The organism is Chitinophaga sp. S165, from assembly GCF_003182155.1.
Lineage (GTDB): Bacteria > Bacteroidota > Bacteroidia > Chitinophagales > Chitinophagaceae > Chitinophaga.
The window spans coordinates 47,429-66,398 of record NZ_QGTG01000010.1; the positions used below are offsets into that span (position 1 = coordinate 47,429).

General features: G+C 44.7%; 13 protein-coding genes. 5 read left to right on the forward strand and 8 right to left on the reverse strand.

Going from position 1 to position 18,970, the window contains the following annotated elements; genetic code table 11:
- Positions 1 to 103: 103 nt before the first annotated feature.
- Entirely contained in the window at positions 104 to 1,321 is a 1,218-nt protein-coding gene (locus C7475_RS28000; RefSeq protein WP_110056740.1) for a PQQ-dependent sugar dehydrogenase, read from the reverse strand.
- Between the two features lie 282 nt (positions 1,322 to 1,603).
- On the opposite strand from C7475_RS28000, the gene C7475_RS28005 reads away from it, so the two are divergent.
- A complete protein-coding gene (locus C7475_RS28005) occupies positions 1,604 to 3,052 on the forward strand; it encodes a S41 family peptidase (protein ID WP_110056741.1) in 1,449 nt (482 codons plus the stop codon).
- A gap of 45 nt (positions 3,053 to 3,097) precedes the next feature.
- Here the strand turns inward: C7475_RS28005 and C7475_RS28010 are convergent, their stop codons facing one another.
- Positions 3,098 to 4,876 (reverse strand): ABC transporter ATP-binding protein, encoded by a 1,779-nt coding sequence (locus C7475_RS28010; protein ID WP_110056742.1) that lies wholly within the window; start codon positions 4,874 to 4,876, stop codon positions 3,098 to 3,100.
- 102 nt (positions 4,877 to 4,978) lie between these two features.
- On the opposite strand from C7475_RS28010, the gene C7475_RS28015 reads away from it, so the two are divergent.
- Entirely contained in the window at positions 4,979 to 5,338 is a 360-nt protein-coding gene (locus C7475_RS28015; RefSeq protein ID WP_110056743.1) for a helix-turn-helix domain-containing protein, read from the forward strand.
- Positions 5,339 to 5,385: 47 nt separating this feature from the next.
- Here C7475_RS28015 and C7475_RS28020 read toward each other — a convergent pair whose 3' ends face one another.
- The gene (locus tag C7475_RS28020; RefSeq protein ID WP_110056744.1) at positions 5,386 to 6,306 is read right to left on the reverse strand and encodes a DsbA family protein; all 921 of its coding nucleotides are present in this window, start codon (positions 6,304 to 6,306) and stop codon (positions 5,386 to 5,388) included.
- 230 nt (positions 6,307 to 6,536) lie between these two features.
- A complete protein-coding gene (locus tag C7475_RS28025) occupies positions 6,537 to 7,295 on the reverse strand; it encodes a methyltransferase domain-containing protein (protein ID WP_110056745.1) in 759 nt (252 codons plus the stop codon).
- A 289-nt stretch (positions 7,296 to 7,584) separates the two neighbouring features.
- Between C7475_RS28025 and C7475_RS28030 the strand changes: the two genes are divergently transcribed.
- Entirely contained in the window at positions 7,585 to 8,034 is a 450-nt protein-coding gene (locus C7475_RS28030) for an SRPBCC family protein (RefSeq protein WP_110056746.1), read from the forward strand.
- Between the two features lie 147 nt (positions 8,035 to 8,181).
- Here C7475_RS28030 and C7475_RS28035 read toward each other — a convergent pair whose 3' ends face one another.
- Both C7475_RS28035 and C7475_RS28040 read right to left on the reverse strand, forming a co-directional pair.
- On the reverse strand, positions 8,182 to 10,143 hold the full coding sequence (locus C7475_RS28035) for a VWA domain-containing protein (protein WP_199236301.1): 1,962 nt from the start codon (positions 10,141 to 10,143) through the stop codon (positions 8,182 to 8,184).
- Between the two features lie 116 nt (positions 10,144 to 10,259).
- The gene (locus C7475_RS28040; protein WP_110056747.1) at positions 10,260 to 11,039 is read right to left on the reverse strand and encodes a carboxypeptidase-like regulatory domain-containing protein; all 780 of its coding nucleotides are present in this window, start codon (positions 11,037 to 11,039) and stop codon (positions 10,260 to 10,262) included.
- Between the two features lie 260 nt (positions 11,040 to 11,299).
- Here C7475_RS28040 and C7475_RS28045 point away from each other — a divergent pair, with 260 nt between their 5' ends.
- Complete coding sequence (locus C7475_RS28045; RefSeq protein WP_110056748.1) at positions 11,300 to 12,055, forward strand: hypothetical protein; 756 nt, start codon at positions 11,300 to 11,302, stop codon at positions 12,053 to 12,055.
- Positions 12,056 to 12,301: 246 nt separating this feature from the next.
- Here the strand turns inward: C7475_RS28045 and C7475_RS28050 are convergent, their stop codons facing one another.
- Positions 12,302 to 13,042 (reverse strand): hypothetical protein, encoded by a 741-nt coding sequence (locus tag C7475_RS28050; RefSeq protein WP_146217682.1) that lies wholly within the window; start codon positions 13,040 to 13,042, stop codon positions 12,302 to 12,304.
- Between the two features lie 260 nt (positions 13,043 to 13,302).
- Here C7475_RS28050 and C7475_RS28055 point away from each other — a divergent pair, with 260 nt between their 5' ends.
- Positions 13,303 to 16,491 (forward strand): reprolysin-like metallopeptidase, encoded by a 3,189-nt coding sequence (locus C7475_RS28055; RefSeq protein ID WP_110056750.1) that lies wholly within the window; start codon positions 13,303 to 13,305, stop codon positions 16,489 to 16,491.
- Between the two features lie 70 nt (positions 16,492 to 16,561).
- Here C7475_RS28055 and C7475_RS28060 read toward each other — a convergent pair whose 3' ends face one another.
- The gene (locus tag C7475_RS28060; protein ID WP_110056751.1) at positions 16,562 to 18,871 is read right to left on the reverse strand and encodes a DPP IV N-terminal domain-containing protein; all 2,310 of its coding nucleotides are present in this window, start codon (positions 18,869 to 18,871) and stop codon (positions 16,562 to 16,564) included.
- Between the last annotated feature and the right edge of the window lie 99 nt (positions 18,872 to 18,970).

The window sequence follows — 18,970 nt, forward strand, 5'->3', positions numbered from 1 at the left end:
ACTGCGGGCTTTATTTCTATTTAACCGGGAATCAACGTTATTCAAGTTAAACGTGCTATTCACAGCACGAGATCTGATCGTCTTAAGAAACTTCTGATAACTGTTATTCCGCTTTATCCAACCTGTATAACCTTCCCTGATCAGTAATAGCATACAAGGCTCCATCCGTACCTTGTGTTACATCCCTGAAGCGTTGGTTTTCTCCGGCAAGCAATCTTTCTTCTCCGGCAACCTTATTGTTTTCGATAACAAGCCGTACGATATGCTGGCCGCTTAAAGCGCCGATAAACAGATTGTTCTTCCATTCAGGCACCCGGTCGCCCGCATAGAAAGTCATACCACTTGGCGATACCACCGGGTCCCAGTAGTATACAGGTTGCTCCAGACCATCTTTCTGCTGAATGCCATCTCCTACTTTCTGACCACTATATTCGATTCCATACGTGATGGTCGGCCAGCCAAAATTTTTGCCCGCCTGTATACGGTTTATTTCATCACCACCTCTCGGACCATGTTCTGCCTGCCATAACTCACCCGTAACCGGATGAATAGCCAATCCCTGTGGATTGCGGTGCCCGATAGTATACAATTCGGGCAATCCGCCTTCACCAAAGGCCGGGTTACCTGGTGCTGGCTGACCATCTTTCGTAATGCGTAATATCTTACCCAGGGCAGCCGTGGTGGATTGTGCAAGAGGCCTTGTAACAAGGTCTGAACGTTCACCCGTGCTCACAAAAAGATTTCCCTGTGCGTCGAATACAATACGTCCGCCATAGTGCAGTGTGCCATTATAGGCCGGAATAGCACGATAGATAACTGTCGCGTTCTCTATTGTTTTTTCATCATTCGCCAGGCGTCCTTTGGCGACTGCTGTAACAGTACCTCCTGCAATATTTTCAGAAAACACCCAATACACCATACGGCTGGTGCTGAATGCGGGATCCAGCGTCAGGCCCAGCAGCCCGCCCTGGCCATTGGCATTAACTGCGGGCAATCCGGTGATAGGACTACTCACGGTACCTGTCTGTGTAACAATACGCATAGTACCTCCCTTTTGTGTTACCAGCAATCTTCCATCCGGAAGGCTTTTTACACCCCAGGGACTCGTTAGAGACGATGTAATGACTGTTGTATCCAGTTTAGTTGTAGTACGCACACCAGGGCCTCTGGTTTGCCCTGTAAAAGCCGGCTGATAATCAGTGTTAGGGTCTTCAGTCTCTACAGGCGGATACTTAGGTTCATTGGGTCCGTCATTGTCATTAGAGCATGCATGCAAAGCAAGTGTAGCAGTTGCAGTAAGGATCAAGAATAGGTTTCTCATTGTTTTGATTGAATTGTGACTTGAAAAGGGTTTCTATAAGTTCGCGGTTGTAGTATACCAAACACAATTTTTATGCCTTACTTTCCCCGATAAAGTGCCTTAAATCATTAGAAATATCGCGAAGAAAGTGCTATTCGGGCATGATTATCAAATATATGGACCGGCTCCTCATGATATATTGCAGCTAGTTAGGTCCATATCTATAAAATAAAATTACGGAAGCATTATGCCGGTTTAACTGCAGTTTCTATATTTATATCGGGGTCAGTTAAAAAAAATAATATGCTCAGTACCATCAAGTCAAAAGTTAGTTTGTTTTCTCTCGTGATGTTGTTATGCACCGGCAGGATGAACGCCCAGAAGAAATGTGATTGCCTCGCCAACCTGGATACCACAATAAAAAAGACAGAACTTAATTACGCCGGATTTCCGGATAGGGTCACTGGAAAAACAAGACCGGAATACCAGCAACTTATCAAAAGCCTTCGCAGGAATGCCGGATCGGAATCTGATCCGATCAAATGTTTCGCTATCATTAAACAATACGTCGTCTTCTTCAATGACAAACATTTTGACCTTGAATATAACGTCGAAGACACTGGCAGATATCAGTACGTCAGCATAGGGGAAGCCGATTTTATAAAAAAGTTCAAAGAGGAAAAACGTGATGCAGTTGAGGGCTTATGGATCAACCCGGATTCATCTGTAAAAATAGGCATTTATAAAGTGGACACTAAGACCTATAAGGCCGTTATCATACAGAGCACTGACGCCAAACTCCGGACCGGCCTTGTATACAGTACGTTGACAAAAGATAACAAAGGGTTCACATTCGATAAGTATAATTGGTTAACACCAGATTTCCCTGCGAGGCAACGCGGAGGTCTTTTGAAACTCTGGAATTTCGAACTTTGGGGTAAGGTCTATCCCGATGCAATGACTGAATCTGAAAGATCGGAGCTCTCTACCTGGCGGAACTATAACCTGGGACTTAGCTTGAAGAAACTTGACGACAAAAATGTATTGTTGACAATAGGTTCCTTTAACCGCGACAACAAAGTACAGGAGATCATTCAGAAAAATGATTCGCTCATCCGGAATACTGAAAATCTGATAGTAGACCTGAGAGGCAACGGTGGCGGCAATGCCGGATGGGCATATCTGTTGCCCTACTTTTATACGCAACCTATAGATCAGGGAAATGCTTATTTAAGATTATCTCCTGATAATATCCAGGCTAGTTTACCAGATATCAAATCTCTTTACGAAAATCCGCCTGCTGATCCAGCCTGGAAAAAATCTTTTACACCGGAATACCTGGCAGTTTACAAACGCGCTTTTGAAGAAATTCCCGGGTCGAAAGAAACGTTTTATGCGCTTCCGGCAATAAAAATATACCAGGATTCGGTACTTCGGAACCCTAAAAGGATAGCCTTAGTTTTTGATGATCTTGGTGGAAGTTCTACAGAGTTTTTCTTTTACCTCTCCAGGCAGAGTAGCAAGGTAGTACGTTATGGTACGAATACATTGGGGATGATGGACTACCTTGGCATGTCGCAGCCTACCAGATTGCCTGCCAGCGAATATCACCTTTTAATTCCCGATAGGAAATCTTCCTGGACAGACAGTGCTCCAATTAACCGTACAGGATTTCAACCTGATAAAAACCTTTCCCACTTACCTCACCACCTTTGGCTGGATTATATTAAAAGTGATCTGAGTAGCCGGTGATTGGGCATCGTTCCCTCTTCGCCTCACATCAGTAGCTTCCTTATTCTATTGGTAATGCTCACCCATGATATCCTTCTGGTGTTTCCATAAGTCCTGAAAAATAGGGCTGTTATTCCGCAGATGCTCAAACGTGCCCTCATCCACAATACGCCCTTGCTGCAACACATATACATAGTCAAATTGTGCCAGCAGGTGCAAACGATGAATGGAAGATATCACTGCCTTATCTGCAAAAGCTTTGAATAACTTATTGTAGATCATGGCCTCCGTCTTGGGATCAACGCTGCTCGTAGGTTCATCCAGCAACACCACTTCGCTTTCACGGGCCGCCAGTATACCACGGGCCAGGGCCAGTCGTTGTTTTTGTCCTCCGGAAAGGTTTACCCCTTTTTCACGTATATCAGATTCGAGACCCTGTGGCAGCTGTTTGATCACTTCTGTAAAATGTGCGCTTTCACACACCTGTTCAATGTCAGCTTCGCTGAAAGGCAGACCGAGTGTAACATTGTAAGCGATGGTATTTTCAAATATCTCAGGTTCCTGTGGGAAAAGCGTTACTGTCTCATTGAGCGTGTCCAGATCATATGGTTTTCCATCTACGCTGAGCTCCATGCCTGGCTCTGGATCATATAGTCCCCGAAGTAGCGATAGCAGCGTACTTTTACCGCTGCCACTCTCTCCTATCAGCGCAATACGTTTACCACGCGGTATAGCGATATTCAGTCCGTGCAGGCTTTGCGGCGCATGTGCAGCATCATAGCGATCACGGTGTGAAAAGCTTAAGTCCTTCATACGGATAACCTGCCAGGTATCCGGCAGATCGGTAGACGCATCCGGACGGTGATGCTGTTTGAACGCCTCATCTATATTGGTAGCAGTTTGTACCGAAGTATTGTATTGGGTGATATCTGTATACTGCCAGGCGAAGTCATAGAACACGCTGGTGAATTGGTTTACGTATCCCAGTAATGTTACCAGCCCTGCTATATAAAAGACCTTTCCCGGTTCCCAATACTGCAGAATATACCCTACCGCAACTACGCAATAGATAACCGTTATCAGCATATCGGCTACAAACCACTTCCATTCATTGATCCGGACGTTTCTTTTAAACGGGGGCAATATCTGGTGCACTTTAGCCAGCAATCCCGTTTCCATGCTCTTTTCAAGGCGTAGGGTAACAACAGTCATGATATTGGAAAGGCTATCGAATAAGGTCGCAGAAACCACATGTTCCTTTTCATTTACCTGATCAAGCGTACGGATGAAAGGCTTGTCAAATTTGAAGATGACCCAAATGTTGATCATACCGAGTACAACACCGATAGCACCAAATAGCGGTGAAAAATACAAGATCGCTGCAACAGAAAAAACAAGCTTGCCCACTGCTCGTAAATACATAAAACCCTGATCAAAGAAACTCTTCAAAGCTTCATACGCTTTGCGTATACGATTGATCGTGGCGCCGCTATGATGGTCCTGGTGCCATTTTACAGGCAGATGTAATACCTGGTGATATCGTTCCTGCAAAAAGTTACGGCTCAGATTAAAAGCAAGCTCCCGCTCCATAACCCTGGCAGGGCCATGAAAACACCATTCCAGTACCTTGAGACCGAAATAGCTGGCAGCATATAAGAAGGCATAATGCAAAACCTGCTGCGTATCCCGCTGGATCTTATTGATAAACCATCCCAACAGCACAGGGTATAATGCGGAAATAACAGCAGAAACTACAAACATGGCATATACCAATACATACTTTTTCCGTTCCTTCCGTGCATAACGCCAGGCTGTTCGTAACAGGGATATATATGGGTTGGCCATAGCAGTAAAATGTTAAGTAAGATGCAAAGATATAAGGAACCCGGATAACTAGGAAAGTAACATAGAAAATAATAATTTTATATCGTCATTTAATGACGTAGTATGAAGAAGCAGTCGGTATTAAACACTACACAAGTTTGCAAAGTTCGGATTCAGGCCATTAAAGATGCCATGGAGATCTTATCAGGAAAATGGAAGTTTCATATCCTCGGCACGCTGTTACAGGGCGATAAATTGCGTTTTATGGACCTGCTCCGCGAAGTAGAAGGCATTGCGCCGAAAATGTTGTCAAAGGAGTTGCAGGATATGGAGGTTAACCAGCTCATTAGCCGTAATGTTTGTAACACGAAACCGATAACGGTAGAATATGAAATTACTGAATATGGCAAAACACTCAAGCCAATCATTGATGAAATTGCCAACTGGGGAATAGCCTATCGCACATCCATGTTCAAAAAATAGATGCAAATATCCGCGGGATAACATACCCCGCGGACAATAAACTTATATTACATCCTGGTCCAGATAGCACCATTTTTAGTTTCAAAAACTGTCAGCTGTTTTTCCTTCACCAGATCCGTTAACTGCTGTTCCGCATCCGGAAAAGAGATCTCACTTAACTCAGCAAACTCCCGCAATGTCAGCGTCGGATACACTTCAAACAGCTTTTCCCAATTCTTCGCATAAGGTATCTTTTGGGCGTCAGAATATATTTTTCTTACACTGCTTTCAAAGCTCGCATAAGGCTTAGCGCCATAGATCATTTCGGTTTCACCGGAAGCATTGGTAACGAATATTGTTGGAAAACCTCTTACTCCCAGCTTTCTTCCCAGTGCCAGATCATCATTAAACAATTCCTTTCCTTTACCTTCAAAATCAGCTTTTAATTGTTCAACATCCAAACCAGCTTGGGTAGCGGCTTGTTCGATACGCTCCCATTTAGCAATGTTCTTCTTTCGCAGGAATACCATTTCTCTCATCAATCTGAGAAAGATAAGGGCCTTTGACTTATCCTGCAGCTGAGCCGCCTTAAATGCAATGGAAGGAGGATATGAAGAATCAAGAGGATCTGTCAGCCATACATCTCCATCAATTGGCATTTTATAATACTTACTTACTTCGTCCCAATGATGAGCTACGTCTGACGGCTTGCTTATTCCACCACTGTTGTAGCTCCAGTCCGGCAACAGGCCGCCCATATGATAACTTATCTCTACATCCCCGCCATATTCAAGCTTTAATCTTCTTAACTGTGGTTCTATTCCCCAGCAGGAAGAGCAGATAGGATCAGTAAAGTAGATCACTTTAACCGGCTTGTTTTTAGAGACAATGTTTTGCGTTTTGCCGCCGTTCCCGCTTGTTGGCATTTCACAGACCCCGCTTTCAGGATCACATAACAGAGGATTCAATTTTGACGTTTCTTTTTCCATTTTTGGTGTTTTAATTTGCCCCTGGCATCCCGGAAAGGAGACAGTAAGAAACAAAGTCACCACTAATCTGAATGACATTATTAATCGGATTTAGCGTTAGCTCTTTTCTATCAGCGCTTATTAATTCGGGGCAAACTTACCGAAGAATCCAGGTAAGAACGGTATGAGTTCCCTCCAGGTAACTAGTTACCTGGAGGGAACTTCCTTTGTTAGGGGCAAACTGTCTTTTGTCAGAAGCGGGCGATTAAAATGATCCGTTTGAAAGAATAGATCATAGGGGATGCAGGAAAAGACTGGGCTATTCTGTCTTTGAACACGCGCGCAAAGTCTGATCGCAGCGGCTCCTGCAGCCTTTCCATATATGGCTCCAGGGCAGAACCTGCAATAAACTCATACAGCGTTTCTACAGATCCAGCTATGATCGGATAAACTTTCTGATACACGACCACATCTTCCGCGCCATTACTGATCAGTAACCTCGTATATTCATCCAGTGACAGTACCGGCGAATGCCGGATCGATGCTTCCAGCAGCTCATGGAATGGTTTTTCATGTACCAGTTTATAAAGGAGCTGGTTAAGGATATTCTCCTTTTGCGATGGCATCTGTATGGCCAACTGACCTCCCGGCAATAGCTTCTCAATAATCCGCGGAAAAAGTGTAGCATGGTCCTCTACCCATTGCAACGAGGCATTGGCTACGATAGCGTCCCACTTATCCGGCAGCGCTAGCTGCTCTTCAACAGACCGCTGCTCAAAAGAGATATTCTCCTGATTTGGGACCTTTGCCAACATCTCCGCAGATGTGTCAATACCAAGTACCCTACTTACCGGGAACTTATCAGCAAGCACTTTTGTCAGTTCTCCGGTTCCGCACCCGAGATCGATCATACTCATGCCTTGCTTTGCATGAATATCTCTGATAAGGTCGTAAAAGGGTGCATACCTTATTTCCTTGAACTTGTTGTATACATCGGGATTCCAGGGCATATATATAATTTTTTATCGGGAGATAGTATTATAAATAAAGTATTCCATCCTGCTGGTGCCTGTGTTCATCTTCCAAGCGATCTCACCGGAAACGAATACCTGCCAATGTTAACTTCCATACGGCAGGTCGAAAATCCCCCCTTATAATGTCGTATCCACCCTCCTTCAAAATCCAATTTTCCAGCCATCTTTGTCGTGTCGAAGCTAATCGATAAACAAGTGGAGCAGCGACCACTCTAAAAACGGGCGAAGCCGAAAAGCCAGATGAGTAGGAGCAAAAATACATCTTATGTCAAACAATTCCGTTTCACTGCACAGGGTTCTCAAGACAACTCCGGAAAAGGTATATCGCGCATTTACTGAAGCTCCGGCAATCGCTTCATGGTTACCTCCTTATGGGTTCATTTGTACTGTACATGAAATGAATGCAGTTACCGGAGGTACTTTTAAAATGTCATTTCAAAACTTTACCACCGGCAACGGCCATTCATTTGGCGGCACATATGTGGAACTCAAACCTAATGAGTTCTTGAAATACACTGACAAATTTGATGATCCCAATCTGCCAGGAGAAATGATCACCACTGTCTCGCTCAAAAAAAATATTGCAGGCACAGAAATAAAGATAACCCAGGAAGGTATACCAGCTATGATCCCGGCAGAAATGTGTTATCTCGGCTGGCAGGAATCACTGGAAAAGCTTGCGAAGCTAGTAGAGCCTGAAATACCAGATGCCTGATGCTGTTTCAAGCTTACTTCATTGCACAAAATTAAGACGCCGGAGACCATATCTCCGGCGTCTATCGTTTCATACTAACATAATCATATTATGTCCCCCTGTATTGTCCTATGCAATCCTCCTTCAGACAAAATCTGACCGCGTCATTTACTCACTCTTATCAGCCGCTGAAGTATTGTCATTACTAAGTACCATCGCCTTTTTGATCATTTGTATAAACTCTGCTCTGTATCCTTCCTTATCTTCACCCTTCGCTCCCTCTGCAAGAGATAATGCCTGTTTATAATTCGCCTGACCTTTATGACTGGAATTCCGCAGCAATAATCCAAATGTTGCTACAGCGGCAGTTATCCTGAAATCATCTGACGCCTGGTAGATGTTTTGAGGCTTCCAGGACATCAGTTCGCTGATCAACTTACTCGAATCAACCCGTGGTTGCTTATAACGTAGTTTTACTGTCAGCACTTCTCCGGTATATCCGTTGGAAAGGACCTGCTGTTGATACTTCAGTGTATCCACCTCCGGTTTCCCTTTTTTACTCTTATTACCTGCAGGGATGATCTCGTATAATGCTGTTACAGTATGGCCAACACCCATATCACCGGCATCCTTCTTATCATCATTGAAATCTCTATCGTGCAGCAATCTGTTCTCATATCCTATCAGGCGGTATGACTGCACATACTTAGGATTAAACTCCAGTTGTAATTTCACATCTTTAGCAATGGTGAATAGTGTGCCACTGAATTCTGTCACAAAAATGCGGCGGGCTTCTTCAAAGTTGTCAATATAGGCATAATTGCCATTGCCTTTATCTGCCAGCAGTTCCAGTTTGGAATCTTTATAATTGCCCATACCGAACCCTAATACTGACAAATAGATACCACTGTTCCGCTGACTTTCTATGAGCTTCTCGAGTTCCTTGTTATCAGACACACCTACATTGAAATCTCCATCAGTAGCAAGAATGATCCTGTTGTTACCATTTTTAATAAGTGCGTCAGCCGCGGTTTTGTATGCCAGCTGAATACCTTCTCCTCCGGCAGTTGAGCCTCCGGCCTCCAGGTCTTCTAATGCATCCAGGATCTTCTTTTTCTCACTGCCCGATGTAGACGGAAGCACAACTCCCGCGGCACCTGCATATACCACAATGGCTACTTTATCGGATGGCCGTAATTGCTGTACCAATACCTTAAGCGCCTGTTTTACAAGAGGCAATTTGTTCTCCGTACTCATAGAACCGGATACGTCAAGTAGAAATACGATATTGGCTGCAGGAAGGTTCTCCAAAGGTATTTCCTTCGCCTTCAGTCCTATCTTCACGAGCTGGTGCGCAGGCTCCCACGGACAGCTGGCCATATCTGTATATATTGCAACAGGGTCGTTACCAGCCGGACTTTTATAGTTGTAGTCGAAATAATTGATCAACTCTTCAATCCTTACTGCATCTGCTGGCGGCAAATTTCCATTGTTGAGAAATCTGCGGACATTTGAATATGCTGCCTTGTCAACATCTATTGAAAAAGTACTCAAAGGCTTATCTTTAGTGGAATGAAAATCATTTTCACTGATCGCTCCATAATCTTCTTCATTCGCTATCGCCGCATTACCCTTTATTCCCTGAGATCTCACTTTTATCTTACGTGCCCGGAAATGCCCGTCACCTGGAGGTATATCTACACCTGACACTCTTCCGGATAATTGACCGGCTGGTACTGGTTGTCCCGCAGGAATTGTAGATACACTGTAGCCTAAAGGCTGCTGGTTTCTTTTGATCCCCCCTGCTGTTATAATAACGTCCCGTAATTCTTTTTGATCAGGCTGCATTATTACAACGAGCGTATCCAATTTTGCATTGACCGCTATTTCCTGTCTTATACATCCGATAAAGGAAAATTCCAGTGTAACATTTCCATTCGGGAGTGTGATGGTAAATCTTCCAAGCTCGTTTGTAGTAGCGCCTTTAGATGTGCCCTTGATTACCACAGATGCTCCCGGAAGAGGATCCCGGTTGCTATCCATTACAATGCCTTTAAACGTACGTTGTGCATGTACCTGTAGACTTATTAACCCCGCCAGTAACAAAAAAAAGTACTTTACTTTATTCATTCGGTATAGTTTGGAATATGATGCCAGTCTTTTTAATTTTCCATAAACATATGGAATAATACAACATGGTTAATAAAGCGTTTAAGCTTCAGCGCATTAAAAATGTTTGTACTCTTCTATTCTACATTGTACTTTTCCTTTTTCCGGAAGATCTGGGTAAGCCTATGCCACCAGTTAGCATGGTGGACCGTTGTACGGGATATACATCTTACCACACCGGTAGTGTAACCACCTTTTCTATAGGGTACGGACGACACCACGTCTACTTCCCTGAGGATATTCAAACTTCTCTTTAAGCTTATTGTATAAGGCAAGATATTCGACGAATCGAGCCTGAATGCTATCTCATCATAACCAATGCAGCTTATTCGGAAAACGGGTGATCTGTCAGAAACTGACTCCGGAATATTTAATTTGAAATGACCTGTTTCATCGGAAGTACACCCTGTCGCTGTACCTTTTAATAGTATTGTTACATGGGGCAAGCCATCTCCGCTTGCAGCATCAATAATCCGTCCTTCAATACTTGCGGGTAAATGCATCTCAAAAGCGTTGGTTACTGAAGCCGTGATATTTGTAACATGCTGCGCCTTTCCTACTTCGGGAATAATGGCGCTCAGTAAGGTTACCAACAGCGCCATAGGAAAGAATGGCCTCGATGGTTTGGGCGGCTGTATGATAAGACGGTCCAATTGACGATCATCAAAACGTCCGCAACCACCCTTTCCCACCGTACTCAGTGTTTGTAGGATCTCATAGTCAGACATTGCAGAAAAATCGATCACTTTCTTCTGACAGCTCAGACAAAAACGTCCGTCATTTTCAGGAAGCATTTCGTTCCAGGCTTCCGTACAAGGTTCTGGTATATTAATTTTCAACGACTTGCAATTACCCATAACTGATCATATTTTGGTTTCGTCTCCATGATGCAGCTTCAGAAGTGATTCCATAAGCCGGATATTTAAATTCTTAATACCCAAATTTTCGATATTATCGAAATCTGACCCGACTGGCATTGACCGTCATCAAACACTACCCGAATCACCTTTAAACATATTGCAACACCATTCATGTCAGTCTTAGACAACCTCTAATCGCTCCCTTCCATGCGTTCCTCAGATTATGGTAATTTTATATCTCATCAAATTCATCACTGATGGCAAAACAAATATCCATCATTCCTTTTACCGGCAAACTCGGTAACCTTATAGGTTATGAGCGCAATGGCCAATACTTCCTGCGCAGCATGCCCGAAACAGTACGGCAAACAGCTGCTACCCGGCGCGCAGCCCGCCGCTTCGGCCTGGCCAGCAGGAAAGGCGCCCTTATCCGGCATGCATTCTATGGCGACCTGGATATCCGTTGTGATAACGGCCATATCAATCGCCTCAATAAGGCCCTCATTGCGGCCGGTAGTAATTATGCCGCTATAAAAGGCTTCCGGTTCAATCAGCATGCTGGGATAGATCGCTTCTTTACCGTAGCGCCTAAACTCTTCAGGAATAACACATTGCATATTCCGCCTCAAACCCTGGCCCGACACAAAGGCATTACTGCCTTAGAAGTAAAAGTAATTGCAGCCAGTTTCTCATTCACATCACACCAGGTGAGCAGTGCAGAAGTTGTTATACTGAAGATTGACGCCAACAAGCCCTTCGAAGGAATAAACGTCCCGTTGGATGTAACCGGAGACGGAACACTTGTAGTGACCCTCCAGGTAAGAGGTATGCACGAAGATGGCTCATCCTGCAACAGGCAATACCTGGCAGCCGATATTATCGCCGTGACTGAGCAACAGGCTCCGGGTTCCCTTAATAAGCCTAAATATCCACAGGTCGGCGTATTGCCGTCCCGGACAGCTCCGTACAATACAGATGCACACGCATCTCAGTCTGTAATTCAACGGGAATAAATGCAGCCTTCAGAGATGAATTTTGCTGAATAAAACTTTATGCCCTCTTCCTTTGAATATGAATTATATTTCTTTCTATAACCTCAGTATCATACTGTAGCTCTCCTCCCATTGCCAATTCACACGCCGACACATCTTCCCGTTAAATCCACCCGCCACTATACAACAGAAGATCAATACCAGATCAACTCCACCTATCCTCCATGTTTATCCCTACCTCATAGGCATTTTGTAACAACGTCCCCCCTACGACCGGCCTGCAAAAACTTTATCCAGTCTTTCCTTTCGGGACCAATCAAATATAAATGGCGGCAGCACAATGTCTGTCCCATGAAGCTTACATACATACCATTCTAAATAGCTCTTCATACTTTGTTGATAAAAGTCCAGCCAGTATTTATAATTTTCAGGCACTGGTCTTACCGGCCCATATAAGCGTCCCGTAAAGCTCTTTCCGCCTATCTCCCAGGTGGAAATATGCGGTATCTCAGGCAAGTTAAGTTCTTCATTATACCGATCAATGATGTAATCAACGCGCTCCTTACTTTTATTCCACCATTCTAAAACATTATCTTCATTCCAATACTGGCTCCCATCAATATAATACGAACCAAAAGCATCGACCATTCCTGCAATCGCGGTTGCTTTAAGTTCTTCTTTTGTGAAAGGCTGTTTAAAGATGACTTCACGATAATCCTCATCTCCACCAACATTGTTTATCGCCTCAATTTGGCCGGTTCCGCAGTTGTCTGTACATGTTGTATAAATTGGACCGGGAGTGTTCAGCCAATGTATATCCTGAAAACAACCAGATCCGAAGTCCCCCTCCTCTCCAATAAAATCCCGTAATGCCATGAGATCAATTGAGGGTTTAAAAAGTATCTCTTCTATATCAGCAGAAGGCGCCATCAGTTTTGCATTAAGATTTGAATTGCCTAAAGTTACAAAATATGCACTGCGTACATCCACTATATACGCTACGTACACACACATTATCTGGGTTCGAATAGTAGCACCGAACCGAGGGCTTATCTATGCCAGCACCTTCCCCTGATCCAACTGCTATAAAGCAATACCCAATACAGAGGCCGGTTTCTCGAATTAGCCTGCCGGGAATATAAACTGTCGGATCAATTTTTCACAACCTCTATCATCTTCATATCATGCCCCGATATAATTACAATCGCAGGGAATTAAACTACATTTATACAGATAACCCTAGATTTCACCATTAATCTAAACCACACATGAGCAAAGTTTTACTATTTGTCACTGCATTGCTATGCAGTACAATGTCGTATGCGCAGGATTACTGGAGGCCGCACACAGACGCCGCCAGGATCACCACCGACAAAGCTGTAGCCCGGCTTGCATTCCCTGCTAACTTCAAATTGTTCGACCTTAATCTTGCCCCTTTAAGGAACGAAGTATTCAGAGCTGTAGGCAATACATCAGCACATACAGTTATTTCTCTGCCTAATGCAGACGGACAGATCGAACAATTCGAAATCGTAGAAGCATCTAATTTCGAGCCTGCATTACAGGCTAAATTTCCGGAAATAAGATCATTCTCCGGAAAAGGTATCACCGACAAACATGCCACATTAAAGTTGAGCGTTTCCCCACAGGGAATACAATCAATGGTCTTCCGTACAGGAAAGGAAAATGAATTCATTGAACCTTATTCTGCCGACCACACTGTTTACACGGTATTCAAAAAACAACCGAAAACCTTACCATGGAAGTGTTCTACACCGGAACAAAAACTGGCAACCGATATTGCCAGGCAGTTGCCTGACGTGAATGCCAGATCAACCGGCGATATGAAAACACTGCGGCTGGCCCAATCGGTTACTGCTGAATACTCGAATTACTTCGGCGCTACAAGCCCTTCTCAGATCTCATTGGTGCTGGCAGCTATCAATGCCACGCTTACACGTTCCAATGGTGTTTATGAAAAGGACCTGGCCATCCATCTTAACCTGATCGCGGCAAGCACCAAAGTGATCTTTTTCAATCCTTCATCAGATCCATATTCTGCTGCCAATCAAGGTGCCGGTGGAGCATGGAACGGCGAGTTACAGAATACGTTGACAGATTCTATCGGTGAGGCGAACTATGACATCGGTCACCTGTTCGGTGCATCCGGCGGCGGCGGTAACGCTGGTTGTATAGGTTGTATCTGCGTCAACAATCAGAAAGGAAGTGGCTTCACTTCCCCTGCCGATGCGATTCCACAGGGCGATAATTTCGATATCGACTATGTCGTGCATGAAGTAGGCCATCAGTTAGGTGCTAATCATACCTTCTCTATGGGCAACGAAGGTACAGGCGTAAATGTGGAACCTGGTTCAGGTATCACTATCATGGGTTATGCAGGTATCACCAGCCAGGACCTGGCGCCACATTCCATTGACATTTTTCATGCAGCTTCCATTGGACAGATCCAATCTAATCTGTCAGGAAAGACCTGTCCGGTAACCACCGTTATATCCGGCAATAACGCAACACCTGTTGTCAATGCCGGTGGTAACTTTACTATTCCTATCAGCACCCCGTTTGCTCTCACAGGTTCAGCTACTGATGCCAATGCAGGCGATGTGCTGACTTATTGCTGGGAGCAAAGAGATAATGCTACATCATCACAAACAGGAAACAGTAGTGTCGCCAGCCCTACCAAAACAACCGGTCCTAACTGGATATCATATGCCCCTACTACATCACCAACAAGGTACTTCCCTAAACTGGCCACCATACTTGCAGGTGGCTTAGTATCCGGTCCATTACCCGGAGGAGATGCTGTAGCTAATACAGAGGCATTGAGCTCCGTTGCCAGGACTTTGAACTTCCGCTTAACCGTAAGGGATAATGCTCCTTATAGTTCTACAGCACCTGTAAGTATCGGTCAGACCAATTTTGCTGATATGATAGTAACTGTCAGCAGTTCTTCTGGTCCTTTCGCAGTAACTGCTCCTAACACAGGTGTAACCTGGGCCGGTAATTCATCTCAAACAATCACATGGAGCGTAGCTAACACAACCGCTTCACCAGTTAGTTGTGCCAATGTAAAAATCTCCATCTCTACAGATGGTGGTAATACATTCAGCACATTAGTGGCAAGCACCCCTAATGATGGTAGCGAAGCGGTAACCATTCCGAATACAGCCACTACCACAGCAAGAATAAAAGTGGAAGCTGTAGGAAATATTTTCTTTGATATTTCCAATGCTAACTTCACCATCACATCCGGCTCTTCCTGTGCTTCTCCGGCAGGTCTGACCGCTTCTGCAATCACCACTACATCTGCTACAGTTGGATGGACACCAGTAAGTGGCGCAGTATCATATGATGTAGATTATAAGTCAACTACATCTTCAACCTGGATCAATGCTGCAACAGCTACAACAGCTGTTTCTGTGGGCTTAACAGGTCTTACGTCCGGCACTACTTACGATTACAGGGTAAGAACTAATTGCAGCAGTGGCAGCAGTACTTATTCAGCTTCACAGTTTACAACCACTCCACTGGTAACCTGCGGTACGCCAACCGGCTTAAACAGCACTACTGTAACAACTGCAGGTGCCAGCGTCAGCTGGACAGCCGTAAGCGGTGCATTGAGTTACGATGTGGACTACAAAGCTAATTCATCATCAACATGGACCAATGCTGTAACAGGTACCGGTTCTACATCGGCTACTTTAAGCGGATTAACATCTGGTACATTATATGACTGGAGAGTAAGAGCTACTTGTTCAGGTGGTAACGGTGCATATGCTACAGCACAATTCACTACCCTGACTACGACCTGTGCAAATACATTGGATAATTCAACCAATGGTACAACTGGTGGCGCTGCAACCATTCCATTTAATACCGATGTTACAGGTCTCATCACACCAAGCGGCGATATCGATCATTATAAGTTCGTAATCAGCTCCCGTGGCAGTATTACTATCACATTGCGCACACTGCCTGGCGACTATGACCTGAAACTGCTGAACAGCGCAGGTAACCAGGTTGCTATTTCCCAGTTAGGCGGCACAAGCAATGAAACGATTACCAGGACCGTTAATCCGGGCACTTATTATGCACAGGTGTTTGGTTACAATGGCGCCAATAGTTCTACCTCTTGTTATACATTACGTGTACAATTAGGTACTGCCAGCCGTAACGCTGAAGAAGCTATCACCACCGAAGCACAAAAAGTGATCGTATTCCCGAACCCTGCCAAAGACCTGGTGAATATCAACCTCACAGGATTCAAAGGAAAATCAGAGGTGAGCATATTCGATGTAAGCGGCCGTGTGGTACTGCGTCGTGAAATGAATGCGGTTAACACACAACTCGATATCTCTGCATTACCTGCAGGTGTCTATATGGTAAGGATTAAGAATGGAGCAAAAGATGTAAGTATGACGAAGATCATTAAACAATAAAAACAAGTACAGAATAAAATAAAAAAGCCAGTGCCTTTCCAGGCACTGGCTTTTTTACATTCTATCATCATTAATTTCTTGGATCAGGTTTATTCACCAGCTGATATTCCTTTGGCGGCTCTGCATGTAGCAGGTTGCGCACAAAATAATCCCAACGGCGACGCATCATATAAGGAGCATCTGCCGCAAATCCATGCCTGGCTTGCGGGAATACGATCAGATCATAATCCTTATTTGCCTTTGTTAAAGCGTCAACCACCAGAAAAGTGTTATAAGGAGGTACGTTATCATCCATCAAACCGTGAGCCAGCAACAGCTTTCCTTTCAGGTTACCTGCGTAAAGCGGGTTCGCTTGTTTGGCGTAATCGGCTTCTGAAGTAAGACCATTATAACGCTCGCCCCAATCGTCTTCATAGTTACGATTTTCATGATTGCCCGATTCTGCAATGCCTACCTTGAAGAAGTCAGGGAAACGGAACATAGCAGCGGCAGTAGCGAAACCACCTCCCGAATGTCCCCATATACCGACACGGCTGGTATCAATATATGCATAGCGCGCCGCCAGCTGACGGATACCGGTGATCTGATCAGGCAATGTATTTTCTGCCATGTTACCATAGTTCATATCATGGTAGCTTTTGCTGCGCAATGGATTACTGGTACCTTCCAGCACCATCACTACGAATCCCAGCTCTGCAAGTGCCTGATGGTCCAGACGGCCCGCCAGGAATGACCAGTCACGCACACCTCCACCCTGTGGGCCTGGGTATATATAATCTATAATAGGATATTTCTTCTTGTTATCAAGGTGCGTGGGCGTAAACAGTAAACCATAAATATCAGTTTTACCGTCATGTGCTTTCACAGAAAAAGGCGTCGGTGCTTTCCATCCTGTGGCTTTGAGGCGCGTAATATCCGCCTTCTCTAAACCAACCAGTTGTTTACCCTGCCTGTTGCGTAATACAGTCGTAACAGGGATATCTGGCTGTGAATAGCTGTCGATAAAGTATTGGCCATCCGGTGAGAAGGTCAGCTTATGATTACCCGCTTCAGGGGTAAGATCAGAAAAACCACTACCGTCGAAATTCACCCTGCAGAAATGGCTGAAATAAGGATTACGTGCGTCAAGTCCACAGGCATTGAAAAAGATCACCCTGTTCTTCTCATCAACCCGTTCAACGCTGGTAACAAGCCATCTCCCTTTAGTGATCTGATGCTTTAAACCTCCGGTAGCAGCATCATACAGATACAGATGTCCCCAGTCGTCACGTTCGCTATACCAGATGATTTCATTTGTTTTCTTCAGATAATGCCAGTTAATAGCATCCTGCCCCGATTCATATTGTGTGGCCACCTTTTCTTCGAAAACTTCGCGAACAGCACCGGTAACAGCATTAGCGATACGGAACTTCTCCTCCTTGTGATTGCGTGAAGTAGATACAAATGCCAGTTCGGTATTATCGTCACTCCAGTCCACATCGTCGAAAGTGCCGCTGGAAGAGATATCGTCGCTCAGTGTTCCGCGGTGCGCATCAGCCGCTACCTGTAAAGGAATAACCTTTGCATCCTTTACATCGATAATAACACGGTGGATCATCGCAATAACAGCATCACCCGCCAGTGGATACTTCCACGCCTTCAGTGTCGGCTTACCTATATTGGTAGTAACAAGATACATGTCGCTCACCTCACGTTGGTCCTGTTTGAAAGTGGCTATCTTACGGGAATCGTGCGACCAGCGTAATACAGGTCCGTCGGTACTCTTCCAACCGGCATTGTCAGTAGCATAACCGAAATCTTTAACACCATCGGTAGTCAACGCCCGTTCAGGGCCATTGGGGAGCTCCCGCACCCACAGGTTGTAGTCTTTTATAAAAGCAATGAGCTTGCCGTCAGGAGAGATCACGCCGCTTTCTTTATGACTTTTTCCACCACCGGATCCAGATGCCTGCTCACCGGTTTTCTGGCATTGATAAGACTGTAAGTCACAAGTCCATTCACTACCTGCTGCATTGAATGCTATGCTTTTATTACCATTCACAAACCTGAAAGAATGAAACGGCAAGGCATAGGGTTTATAGCTCTGACCAGCAGCTTTAGACAATGACGCCGAGAGTTTATCCTGATTGAAGGCTGCGCCACGGGTACCTTTGGCCGGATTGACCAGTATAAATTCGCTGCCACGGGCGGTAAGCACCCGGTACCAGAAGCGGCCGTCTTCCAGCCATTCGGGAGAGACTGCGTTATTGTCTACTAAAGGAGAAGTATTGTAAAGAAGCCTGCTTTCTGCAAAGCGGTAATCCTCAACGGAAACAGCCTGCTGTGCATTAAGCCTGCAGGCCACAACGACAAAAGATGCCGTTAAAAGTAATTTGTTCATAGTCAAATCCTGATGCTTGAGTATTTTGGTTCGATCTTAAAGGTAAGGTTGCGCATGTATATATTCATGCTCATTATTAAGGTAGATACCTCAAATCAC